Source organism: Methylobacterium terrae (assembly GCF_003173755.1).
Lineage (GTDB): Bacteria > Pseudomonadota > Alphaproteobacteria > Rhizobiales > Beijerinckiaceae > Methylobacterium > Methylobacterium terrae.
The window spans coordinates 2,926,415-2,935,950 of the sequence record NZ_CP029553.1; the positions used below are offsets into that span (position 1 = coordinate 2,926,415).

The following is a 9,536-nucleotide window of genomic DNA, read 5'->3' on the forward strand; positions in this document are numbered from 1 at the left end:
CGGCTTGATGCGGAGGGTTCGCGCCGTGGGTGACCTCGTGCTCTCCCTCTTCCCCGGCATCGGCCTGCTCGACATGGCGTTCGAAGAGGCTGGCTTTTGCGTCGTGCGCGGCCCGGACCTGCTCTGGGGCGGCGATGTGCGGACCTTCGCGCCGCCGGCGGGCCGGTTCGACGGCGTGATCGGCGGGCCGCCGTGCCAAGCCTTCTCGGCGATGAAGCGCCTTAACCCGCGCGCCGGCGAGAAGCACGGCAACATGATCCCGGAGTTCGAGCGGGTCGTGGCCGCGGCGGGCCCGACCTGGTTTCTGATGGAGAACGTGGAGGGCGCGCCGCTGCCGGACGTCCTGGGCTATCGGGTTCATGCTCAGATGCTGCGCCACCACTGGGTGGGCGGCGAGACGAGCCGCCTCAGGCGCTTCAGCTTCGGCACGCGAGACGGCCGCGCGCTGCGCGTCGAGACGCTGGCGCTTTGTCGGCCCGATCCGCTGCCCGCCGTCCTCGCTGGCGGCAACGGTCGCGCGGTGCCGGTCGCGATCGGTGGCAGTGGCAAGCGCAAGAAGACGCTCACCAGCGGCGCCGTCGTCCGCGGCGGCCCGAACCCGGGCGCTCGTGCGTCGTTCGCCGACATGCTGGCCGGGCAAGACCTGCCCGTCGGCTTCCTGAGCGAAGCGCCGTTCAGCGAGTCCGGCAAGAAGCGGATGATCGGCAACGGCGTCCCGCTCGCCATGGGCCGGGCCGTTGCAGCGGCGGTGCGGCGCGCGATCGGCCAGTCGGCGGAGGTGGCGGCGTGAACCCCTACCTCATCCAGGGCCCCGCCCTCATCAGCTTCAGCGGTGGCCGGACCTCCGGCTACATGCTCAAGCATATCATCGACGCCCACGGCGGCCAGCTGCCGGCGGATGTCCACGTCGCGTTCTGCAACACCGGCCTCGAGCTGCCGGAGACTTTGGACTTCGTGCAGGAGTGCGCGTCGCGCTGGGGCGTCCGGATCGTCTGGCTCGAGTTCGACCCGGAGGCAGAGCACAGCACCCGGATCGTCAGCCACAACAGCGCCAGCCGCAACGGCGAGCCGTTCGACGCCTCCATCCGCACCCGCAACATGCTGCCCAACCCGGTGATGCGGACCTGCACCATCGACATGAAGGTGAAGCGGCTGCAGGCCTACATGCGGAAGATACTGGGTTACCCCCAGTACAACAGCGTCGTCGGGCTACGGCATGACGAGCAGAAGCGCGTCAAGCGCATGCACGCCCGCGCCAAATCCAACAAGGATGGCAAAGGGATCATCCCCGTGATGCCGCTCGACGAGGCGAAGGTCTCGCGTTGGGACGTCGTTGCGTGGTGGAAGCGGCAGAACTTCGACCTGCGACTGCCGTCCATCAACGGCAAGACCCCACACGGCAACTGCAGCCTGTGCTTCCTCAAGGCCAAGCGCACTGTCCAGGGGATCATGCGCGAGGCGCCCGCCCTGGCGGACTGGTGGATCGGCAAGGAGCGCACCGCCCTGCTGGTCGGCGCGACGCAGGATCCGCGGCTCTGCCTCTTCCGGGCGGACCGGCCCTCCTACGAGCGGATGCTGCAGCAGGTCCGCGATCAGGGCGACATCGAGGACATCGGCGAAGGGGAGGTCGACGATGACTGCGCCTGCACCGACTGACCTCCTGCCGCTCGAGCCCGAGGCTCCGGCCGCGCGCCTGATCCGGGCCGCGGTGCCCTGGGCCAACGACAAGACGTGCTCGCTCGCCCTCGCCGAGCTGGACGACGCGGTGGAGGCCTACCAGGGCCACCCGCTCGGGTCGGAGGAGGACGCCCCCGACCTCCCCCCTCTTCGCCGCGGAGTAGCGCCATGACCGAGATCGAGATACCCGCCCTGACCCGTCGCGCCTGGTGGCCCGAGGCCTACGCCGACGAGAGCATGCCGGCCGGGCGTGAGACGCCATCGGCTTGGCTCTACCAACTGGACGACGGCGCCCGCCGCTATGGCGAGCGAGATGGCCAGGACTATCCGACGTGGCCGATCGCCGAGGGCCAGACGGTCAAGTTCCTCGCCAGCGACGATCTCGGCTCTTGCCTGCTGATCGTCGAGGACGACGGCACTACCCAGTGGGAGCCGCGGCCTCCGGAGGGCGCCTACCTCTACGATCGGGACGACCGCGAGTTCGGCGGCGATGGGCCGGACGACTTCGTGAAGAACCTGCGGGACTTCGGCATCTTGGAACCCGGGATGCGCATGGTCGTGCGCGTCGAGCGCCTTCAGCCGGATGTCGAGTGCCGGTTCACGACCGCTGGCGGACCGCCGCGGTTTGTCGCCCTGACGCCGCTGCCGCCGATCGAAGAGGCAACCGAGGCGCCGACCGATCCGGAAATCACCGCGCAACTCGGCCTGATGATGGAATGAGCGCCATGACCGAGATCGTAGACCGGGAGGCCATCCGAGCCCGTGCCCGTGCCGTCCGGCTCGCCACCTGCAAGCACTGGCGCGGCGCCCTCGCGCAGCCGCCCTGTGCGGCCGGCGTCGATCTGGTCGAGCGCGCTGGTCCGCGCCGGATGGTGGGATGGGGGCTCCGGATCCCATGCTGCGATGCGCCGGAGCCCGCCTTCGTGTGTGAGCGGAAGGACACGCCAACGCTCGAGCAGGTCGAGGCCCGCGAGCGCGACATGCACGAGAGCTTCGGTCGCGCGCTCGCGGTTATGGCCGCGATCCCGGCCGACAAGGCGGTCAGCCGCGGCGAGGTGCCGTGCCCGCAGTGCGGCGGCCCGGTCCACTGGGAGCGCTCGCCCGTCAACGGCCACGTGCGCGCCGCCTGCGTCGCCGGCTGCGTCTCGTTCATCCAGTAGTCCCCTCCGCCTGACCCGCATCACGAGGCAAGATCATGACCGAGAACAAAGATAACGCGATGCCTGAGGGCTGGCGCCGCGATACTTGGTATGCCGGCGACAAGGTCGCTTGGTATGCACAGTCTCTGGACGGCAAATCCTCGGCCAATGGCGCGTCCGACACGCACGCTGAAGCTCTCTGCGACGCGGCCGAAGCCGCGCGCTACGTCCGAGATATCCGGGAGAACCGTAATCAGCCCGCTGCCCCGCCCGCCTGGATGGTCGAGGTGGCCAGGGAGGGCGTCGCTCAGGCGCGCGAGTGGCGGGGCGGGCTTGCCGATCACGGATTTGCTCGCAGTGTCCGGGCCGGATCGAAGGATGACCACCCCGAGGTCAAGGCCGCTTCTACCGCCCTCCGCCTCGCCCTTGAGCGCGGGCATGTAGTCGAGGTGCAGAAAATCACGACCGACAGCTTCGTCTCCGAGGACGACCCGCTGTTCAACCCGATTTGGGATGTCATCAAAGGGTGGGACATCGGAGATCTGGCAAAATACGGCGGGTACTGCGGCGCAACCGGCGGTCATGTGCGGGCCATCATCCGTGCTGTTCGGGGGGCTGTAGCAGTCCAGACGAAGGCACCGGAGGTGGATCTGGAGGCGGCCTTGGCGAAAGCCTTCGACGCCGGTCATACGCGCGCTGACGCCAAGATCCGAGGCATCGCAAGGGACGCTTTCGCCGACGGCTTCGATGCCGATCGAGCCAAGGCCGTGTCCGATCTTCTCTCCACCCTACCGACCCGGGAGGCCTGATCATGGCCGAGATCAAAATCGACCACGAGTTCAAGTCGCACCCGAACGTGTTCTGGCCGGCAGCGCGCGGCGAGAAGACCTTCGAGTTCCGGAAAGACGACCGGGGCGGTTATCACGTCGGGCAGACGGTGCGCCTGCGCTGCTACGACCGCGGCGAGTACGTCGAGACGCCGCCGCTTGATCGCCGGATCACCAACATCCTCCGTCCAGGCGAGTTCGGACTTCAGGATGGGTACTGCATCCTATCGCTCGCGCCCCAGCCTGGATCCTCCGTAGGGGGTGATGTGCAGGGTCCTGCCCCATTCCAGCAGCGCGTCGATCCCTGGCTGATCGCCTGCTTCGGCGAGGAGGTCGCCCGCGACAAGCAGGAGCGGGCGCATCGCTTCCTGGAGGAGGCGCTGGAGTTGGTGCAAGCCGCCGGCTGCACCGCGCATGAGGCGCATCAACTCGTCGCCTACGTCTACGGCCGCCCGGCCGGCGAAATGGCGCAGGAGGTCGGCGGCGTGATGACGACGTTGGCCGCGTTCTGCCTCGCGCACGGCCTCGACATGCACGAGGCCGGCGAAACCGAACTCGCCCGCATCTGGACGAAGGTCGAGAAGATCCGGGCGAAGCAGGCGGCCAAGCCGAAGCATTCGCCGCTGCCGGAGCATGTCGCTCCCACCCCGTCTGGAGACCTGATCCAGGTGGCGAGGGAGGCTCACGTCGCCGAACTTATCGCCTCTGTTACCGACTTGCTCAACAACAGCCTTGAGCACCCGATCGGCGACGAGTACGCGACCCACCCCGACGACAACGACAAGCGGCCGGGCGACAGCCTCGGGAAGAGGCTCTACCGGTCCCGGTGGATGCTGCGGTATCGCGTGCGCAATGCCTTCCGCGCCCTCCAGTCCACCAGACAGGAGGAAGGGCGCCGTGCTGCGGCTCCTGAAGGGTGGGTTCTCGTGCCTCAAGACCCTACAGGGGAAATGCTTGATGCTGCCGTAAAGGGTAGCCGAGCTGATGTCAGCTATGCCGACGTCGAAGAGCTTTGGCCCGCCATGCTCTCAGCCTCCCCGCGTCACTCCCAGGAGAAGGCGTGATGCAGGGCCTCCTCTACATCCTGTTGGCTGTCCTCGCCTTCGCAATTGTCGCCCTCTGCGGAGGCCTCTGGCTCCTGCATAGCGCCATCAACGACGGAAATATTTGGAAGGGCATCGTCGCATCTGGGCTCACCGGCGGTGCCAGCTTCTTCGTGGTCATGATAGGCGGAGGCTTGGCGGCGCGATGAGCAACAAGGATCCAAGCCTCAAAGGCAAGTTCGGCGGCAACTGCAACCGTACCGCCTGCCAAACGCCGATCCGCAGCGACAACTGGTTCAACACATCCACTCGGGCCTACTATTGCACGCCGTGCGCCCGAGCCATCAATCAATCATCACTCCATTTCGATGGTGTCGAGATCTGCAAGCGCGTCACAGATCCGAGCGACCAGCCTCGGTTCCCGTGGAATGAAATTCAGGCTTTCGCCGCCTCCCGCACCGCCCTCGCCAGCACGAAAGACCCCTCTCATGAGTGAGCACCGTCCCATCATGCCTCGGGGGAGTGAGGCGCTTACCTACCGGGAGCTACAGGCAGAGGTCGATCGTCTCCGAGCCGCCCTGGCGGACAGCGAGCGCAAGCGGGCGGAGGCTGAGGCCGAGATTGCAGCGACCCGCGACCGGCTGCCGGAAAGTTTGCAGAAGGGCAAACTTGAGTTCGGCGTCGCTAATCTCGCAGTTGGTTACCGCGGCGCCAACGATGCTCGGTGGCGCTATGGCTACGCGATGCGGATGTTGCTGGATTTCGTGGATCGGGCGGCTGGCGAAGGCTACTGCTTTGCGGAAGAGGAAAGTGGACGCCCGGCAATCGATGCGGCAGATTTGTGCGGCACAGTCGCTAAACTACTTGGCTGCGAGCTGGGAGACAACACATATTTCTTACTAATCAAATCGCCAACTGAGCGAGAGCTTGCGCCTTATCTCGTCTCCACCCCCTCACCCCAGGAGATCGCCCGTGACACGGACTGACGAGCTGCACGCGCTGCTGGTGAGGGTGAAAGCTGCCACTCGTGGCGACCGCGATCTTGAGGCGGAACTATTCGCCACACTCGGATGCACGACCATCTACCGCACCAACTATGCGGACTGGTACTGCCGGTGGCCCAACGACCAAGGCGAATATCGCCTGATGCCGGCGCCGATGTCCTGCGTCGATCATGCCCTCGCGCTCATCGCCCGCCTGCTGCCGGATTGGGGTGGGCGCGTGTCCTTCGGCAGCACCAGCACCGCACGGCTCTGGCACGGTGAGCGCGCCGACAAAATCCAGGCGCAAGATGGCGCTTCGCCGGCCCTCGCCCTGATCGCCGCCCTCCTGTCCGCCCTCATCTCGAAGGAGGGCACCCATGCCGAGCATCTTTGAGGTCGCCGACCGAGCCGACCGGATGGCACGGGCCCGGCTCGTGCGGCGCTTGGGCGCCTTGCTGGCGAAAGTCTGTGGATGGGGCGTTCGGCCGTCGGCAGCCTCCACCCCCGCCCCGACCCCGCCGAGAGGGGAGGAGCAGCGGTGAGCGCAATCATCTCTCCCTGTGGGCTCTATCGCTACCGGCTCGAGCGCAACATTAGCCTCCTGCCCGCACCGTCCGTCGCCTGGATCATGGTCAACCCCTCGACGGCTGACGCTACCGAGGACGACCATACGATCCGGAAGGTGCGTGGCTTCAGCGAGCGCTTCGGCTTCGGCCGGATCATCGTCGGCAACCTGTTCGCTTTTCGGGCGACGGATATTCGGGCGCTGCGCACAGCAGCCGACCCGATCGGCCTGGATGCCGGCACGCATCTCCGGCTCATCATGCGCGATGCCGAGAAGGTCATCGTCGCCTGGGGGCCGCTCGCGAAGCTGCCGCGCCATCTGCGGTCGCGCTGGCACGAAGTCCGCGGCATCGCCGAGGCACTTTGCGTGCCGCTCTACTGCCTCGGCACGGCGCAGGACGGCCATCCGCTTCATCCGCTGATGCAGCCCTACGACCGGGCTCTGACCGTCTGGGAGGCCCCTCATGACCGATAGCACCAAGGCAGGGCTGCGCGTCCTCGTCTGCGGGGGACGGGATTACGCCACCAAAGACCGCCGGCAGATGCTGGATGTTGCTTTCAGGCTCGGTGCCTTGAGCGACGAGCGCGGCCCGCTGACGATCATCGAAGGCGGGGCGTCTGGCGCTGATGCGGCAGCCTACTTCTGGGCGACCATCTGGGGTGTCGACGTCGAAACGTTCCCAGCCGACTGGGCTCAAGACGGACGGGCTGCCGGGCCAATGCGGAACGCCAGGATGCTCCGCGAAGCGCGGCCCGATCTCGTGCTCGCGTTCCCCGGCGGACGGGGAACCGCCGACATGGTTCGCCGCGCCCGCGCCGCAGGGGTGCCGGTCGAGGTGGGAGGTGAGCATGTCGGGTGAGAAGATCCTGCGCGGCCTACGTGAAGCCGTCACCGTTGCGCGCGGTGAAGCCGAGCCAGCGAGAGTGCGCATCATCAAGACCACGACGTTCCCATGGCTCTGCGAGGTCAACGGTCGTCCGGTAGTGCCCGGAGCATGGGCTTGCCTGTGCCGCGGCTGCCAAGGAGCTTTGCTTGAATTCGAGAACGCCCGGCTGCGCCGTGGGCTTGAAGCCGCAGATTATCTGATCAACCGCCTGTCGGCCTGCCATGCCGGCAAAGTCGTTCGCGACCTGGGCGAGGCCACTGCCGCATATGAGGTCTTTCGACCTCGTCCCGCCCCGGTCCCTACTGCTGGAGAGGAGGGCTGACGATGCCGCGCGCCACGTCCGCGGAGCCCGAGATTACAGATGACACGCCCCTGCGCCTCGACATCGCGGCAGCCCAGTGCTTCCCGGCGAGCTCAGGGATCACCGCCGCCAGCTTGCGCCGGGAGAGCGCCCGTGGTCGGCTCAACGTGTTCAAGATCGCCGGCAAGCAGTTCACCACGCGAGCCGACATCAGGCGGATGATCGAATTATGCCTCGTCCCAGCAAGGGAGCCCGCCTCTACTACCGCAAGCGAGAGGACCGCTGGTGCATCCGTGACGGCTCAGACGAGCACAGCACGGGCTGCAGCTATGGAGAGCGTGAAGCGGCTGAAAGAGCGCTGCAAGAATACCTCGCCCGGAAGCACAAGCCCGACTTCGGGACAGGTGATCCCGCTCGCGTCCTCATCACGGACATCCTGAGCCTCTACGCCGACGAGCGCGCGGCCGACACGAAGCGGCCTGACGTGGTCTGGAGCGCGCTGCCCCACCTCATCAACTTCTTCGACGGGAAGATGGTCGCGCACGCGACGCCGAACGTCTGCTCGGCGTATGTCCGCTGGCGGATCGCCATGCCCCAGGCCCGCTACAAGGACCCGGAGACGGCACCGCGAGTCGGGACGCAGACCGCCCGGCGCGAACTCGAGGTGATGAGCGCGGCGTTCGGCTACGCGCACAAGGAGCACAAGCTCCTCTATCCGGTGGTGGTGAAGCTGCCGGACAAGGCGCCGCCGCGCGACCGCTGGCTGACCCGATCCGAGGCCGCGCGCCTGCTATGGGCTGCGCTCGGCTTCCGCCTGGTCGAGCGCCACCCGGTCACCGGGCGCGAGATCTGGAAGCGGACCGGCGAGGCGCAAGGCAAGACCCGTCACGTCGCGCGGTTCGTCCTGGTGGGCCTCTACACCGGCACCCGGCACGACGCGATCCTGCAGCTGAAGTGGATGCCGAGCCCGACGGCGGGTTGGGTCGACCTGCGCGCCGGCATCCTCTACCGGCGCGGCACCGGGGAGGGGGAGAGCTCGAAACGGAGGACGCCGATCCCGCTGTCGCGGCGGCTACAGGCCCACCTGAGGCGGTGGCAGCGCGAGAGCGTCGCGAACGTCGTCGAGTTCGAGGGGCTGCCGATCGACCGCATGCGGCGGTCCTGGCACACGGCTCGGGAGGCGGCCGGGCTCGGCCCAGAGGTCACGCCGCACATCCTGCGCCACACCTTCGCGACCTGGGCGGTGCAGTCCGGGGCGCGGTTCAGCCTGATCGCGGGCGCGCTGGGGACCACCGAGAAGATCGTCGAGGGGGTCTACGGCCACCATGCGCCAGAGCACCTTCGCGGCGTGGTCGAGGGCGTATCCGGCCGGCGGCGCGGCTGACATTTCCCATTGTGCGGCGCACAAAATAGGGGTTTCCGGGGGCTCCCCCAGAAACTCAATCCATCCCGCCCCGCAAGGCGCCGCACCAGTAATGCTTAAGCCCATGTAAGATGAGCGAAAATCCTGGTGGGCGGTGACGGGCTCGAACCGCCGACCCTCTCGGTGTAAACGAGATGCTCTACCAACTGAGCTAACCGCCCGGGTGCCGGCATCGTTAAGGGCCTCGGGCCGCGAGTGCAAGGCTTCGCGTGCACGAGGCTTCGCGCGCACCGGAGCCCCAGCGCGAGGGGCCGGCCGCCGCCCCGCCCGCCCCGTCCGCCTTTCTTGGGCCGGCGGCTTGACAGGGCAGGGGGCTCCCCATACACCGCGGCCATCGCAGCACTGCGAGACGCCGGGCGGACGTAGCTCAGTCGGTTAGAGTGCCGGCCTGTCACGCCGGAGGTCGCGGGTTCGAGCCCCGTCGTCCGCGCCACTTCCCTCACAGGAAAAGGCGTTTCTGTAGTGCATAGCGCCCTGTGCGGACGTAGCTCAGTCGGTTAGAGTGCCGGCCTGTCACGCCGGAGGTCGCGGGTTCGAGCCCCGTCGTCCGCGCCACTTCCTCGCATGAGGAACGCCAGCCTCCGGGCTGTCAGGGTTGTCGAGCGAGCACGCCGCGCGGGCGTAGCTCAGTTGGTTAGAGTGCCGGCCTGTCACGCCGGAGGTCGCGGGTTCGAGCCCCGTCGCCCGCGCCA

15 protein-coding genes and 4 tRNA genes are annotated in these 9,536 nt (G+C 67.5%); 18 read left to right on the plus strand and 1 reads right to left on the minus strand.

Annotation, left to right across the window (positions count from 1 at the left end):
- Positions 1 to 25: 25 nt before the first annotated feature.
- From DK419_RS13455 to DK419_RS13520, 15 genes are all read left to right on the plus strand, one after another.
- The gene (locus DK419_RS13455; RefSeq protein ID WP_245442948.1) at positions 26 to 790 is read left to right on the plus strand and encodes a DNA cytosine methyltransferase; all 765 of its coding nucleotides are present in this window, start codon (positions 26 to 28) and stop codon (positions 788 to 790) included.
- A complete protein-coding gene (locus DK419_RS13460) occupies positions 787 to 1,656 on the plus strand; it encodes a phosphoadenosine phosphosulfate reductase domain-containing protein (RefSeq protein ID WP_208642315.1) in 870 nt (289 codons plus the stop codon). The genes DK419_RS13455 and DK419_RS13460 overlap by 4 nt, the downstream gene beginning before the upstream one ends.
- Positions 1,634 to 1,849 (plus strand): hypothetical protein, encoded by a 216-nt coding sequence (locus tag DK419_RS13465; protein WP_109959532.1) that lies wholly within the window; start codon positions 1,634 to 1,636, stop codon positions 1,847 to 1,849. The genes DK419_RS13460 and DK419_RS13465 overlap by 23 nt, the downstream gene beginning before the upstream one ends.
- Entirely contained in the window at positions 1,846 to 2,397 is a 552-nt protein-coding gene (locus tag DK419_RS13470) for a hypothetical protein (RefSeq protein ID WP_109959533.1), read from the plus strand. The genes DK419_RS13465 and DK419_RS13470 overlap by 4 nt, the downstream gene beginning before the upstream one ends.
- Positions 2,394 to 2,837: a hypothetical protein gene (locus DK419_RS13475; RefSeq protein WP_109959534.1), complete on the plus strand. Its 444-nt coding sequence runs from the start codon at positions 2,394 to 2,396 to the stop codon at positions 2,835 to 2,837. The genes DK419_RS13470 and DK419_RS13475 overlap by 4 nt, the downstream gene beginning before the upstream one ends.
- 35 nt (positions 2,838 to 2,872) lie before the next feature.
- Positions 2,873 to 3,625 (plus strand): hypothetical protein, encoded by a 753-nt coding sequence (locus tag DK419_RS13480; RefSeq protein WP_162561222.1) that lies wholly within the window; start codon positions 2,873 to 2,875, stop codon positions 3,623 to 3,625.
- A 2-nt stretch (positions 3,626 to 3,627) separates the two neighbouring features.
- On the plus strand, positions 3,628 to 4,707 hold the full coding sequence (locus tag DK419_RS13485; RefSeq protein ID WP_109959536.1) for a DUF3850 domain-containing protein: 1,080 nt from the start codon (positions 3,628 to 3,630) through the stop codon (positions 4,705 to 4,707).
- Entirely contained in the window at positions 4,707 to 4,895 is a 189-nt protein-coding gene (locus tag DK419_RS13490) for a hypothetical protein (RefSeq protein WP_109959537.1), read from the plus strand. Before DK419_RS13485 ends, DK419_RS13490 begins: the two co-directional genes overlap by 1 nt.
- On the plus strand, positions 4,892 to 5,182 hold the full coding sequence (locus DK419_RS28600; RefSeq protein WP_162561223.1) for a hypothetical protein: 291 nt from the start codon (positions 4,892 to 4,894) through the stop codon (positions 5,180 to 5,182). Before DK419_RS13490 ends, DK419_RS28600 begins: the two co-directional genes overlap by 4 nt.
- On the plus strand, positions 5,175 to 5,672 hold the full coding sequence (locus DK419_RS13495; protein ID WP_109959538.1) for a hypothetical protein: 498 nt from the start codon (positions 5,175 to 5,177) through the stop codon (positions 5,670 to 5,672). Before DK419_RS28600 ends, DK419_RS13495 begins: the two co-directional genes overlap by 8 nt.
- Positions 5,659 to 6,063, plus strand: coding sequence for a hypothetical protein (locus tag DK419_RS13500; protein WP_109959539.1), 405 nt, complete (start codon positions 5,659 to 5,661; stop codon positions 6,061 to 6,063). Before DK419_RS13495 ends, DK419_RS13500 begins: the two co-directional genes overlap by 14 nt.
- A gap of 144 nt (positions 6,064 to 6,207) precedes the next feature.
- Positions 6,208 to 6,708 (plus strand): DUF1643 domain-containing protein, encoded by a 501-nt coding sequence (locus tag DK419_RS13505; protein WP_109959540.1) that lies wholly within the window; start codon positions 6,208 to 6,210, stop codon positions 6,706 to 6,708.
- Positions 6,698 to 7,093, plus strand: a complete 396-nt coding sequence (locus tag DK419_RS13510) for an SLOG family protein (RefSeq protein WP_109959541.1) — start codon at positions 6,698 to 6,700, stop codon at positions 7,091 to 7,093. The genes DK419_RS13505 and DK419_RS13510 overlap by 11 nt, the downstream gene beginning before the upstream one ends.
- A complete protein-coding gene (locus DK419_RS28605; protein ID WP_162561224.1) occupies positions 7,083 to 7,442 on the plus strand; it encodes a hypothetical protein in 360 nt (119 codons plus the stop codon). Before DK419_RS13510 ends, DK419_RS28605 begins: the two co-directional genes overlap by 11 nt.
- 208 nt (positions 7,443 to 7,650) lie before the next feature.
- Entirely contained in the window at positions 7,651 to 8,805 is a 1,155-nt protein-coding gene (locus DK419_RS13520; RefSeq protein ID WP_109959542.1) for a site-specific integrase, read from the plus strand.
- A gap of 124 nt (positions 8,806 to 8,929) precedes the next feature.
- On the opposite strand, the gene DK419_RS13525 is transcribed toward DK419_RS13520, so the two are convergent.
- A tRNA-Val gene (locus tag DK419_RS13525) sits at positions 8,930 to 9,005 on the minus strand.
- Between the two features lie 195 nt (positions 9,006 to 9,200).
- Between DK419_RS13525 and DK419_RS13530 the strand changes: the two genes are divergently transcribed.
- The 3 genes from DK419_RS13530 to DK419_RS13540 all read left to right on the plus strand — a co-directional run bounded on the left by DK419_RS13530 (position 9,201) and on the right by DK419_RS13540 (position 9,536).
- Positions 9,201 to 9,277: transfer RNA gene (locus DK419_RS13530), tRNA-Asp, on the plus strand.
- Positions 9,278 to 9,322: 45 nt separating this feature from the next.
- A tRNA-Asp gene (locus DK419_RS13535) sits at positions 9,323 to 9,399 on the plus strand.
- A 60-nt stretch (positions 9,400 to 9,459) separates the two neighbouring features.
- Positions 9,460 to 9,536 (plus strand) — tRNA-Asp (locus tag DK419_RS13540).

Coding starts and splice junctions, on each gene's coding strand:
- DK419_RS13485 (WP_109959536.1), top strand. CDS start 3,628: ATGGCCGAGATCAAAATCGACCACGAGTTCAAGTCGCACCCGAACGTG.
- DK419_RS28600 (WP_162561223.1), top strand. CDS start 4,892: ATGAGCAACAAGGATCCAAGCCTCAAAGGCAAGTTCGGCGGCAACTGC.
- DK419_RS13520 (WP_109959542.1), top strand. CDS start 7,651: ATGCCTCGTCCCAGCAAGGGAGCCCGCCTCTACTACCGCAAGCGAGAG.
- DK419_RS13480 (WP_162561222.1), top strand. CDS start 2,873: ATGACCGAGAACAAAGATAACGCGATGCCTGAGGGCTGGCGCCGCGAT.
- DK419_RS28605 (WP_162561224.1), top strand. CDS start 7,083: ATGTCGGGTGAGAAGATCCTGCGCGGCCTACGTGAAGCCGTCACCGTT.
- DK419_RS13490 (WP_109959537.1), top strand. CDS start 4,707: ATGCAGGGCCTCCTCTACATCCTGTTGGCTGTCCTCGCCTTCGCAATT.
- DK419_RS13470 (WP_109959533.1), top strand. CDS start 1,846: ATGACCGAGATCGAGATACCCGCCCTGACCCGTCGCGCCTGGTGGCCC.
- DK419_RS13510 (WP_109959541.1), top strand. CDS start 6,698: ATGACCGATAGCACCAAGGCAGGGCTGCGCGTCCTCGTCTGCGGGGGA.
- DK419_RS13465 (WP_109959532.1), top strand. CDS start 1,634: ATGACTGCGCCTGCACCGACTGACCTCCTGCCGCTCGAGCCCGAGGCT.
- DK419_RS13475 (WP_109959534.1), top strand. CDS start 2,394: ATGAGCGCCATGACCGAGATCGTAGACCGGGAGGCCATCCGAGCCCGT.
- DK419_RS13495 (WP_109959538.1), top strand. CDS start 5,175: ATGAGTGAGCACCGTCCCATCATGCCTCGGGGGAGTGAGGCGCTTACC.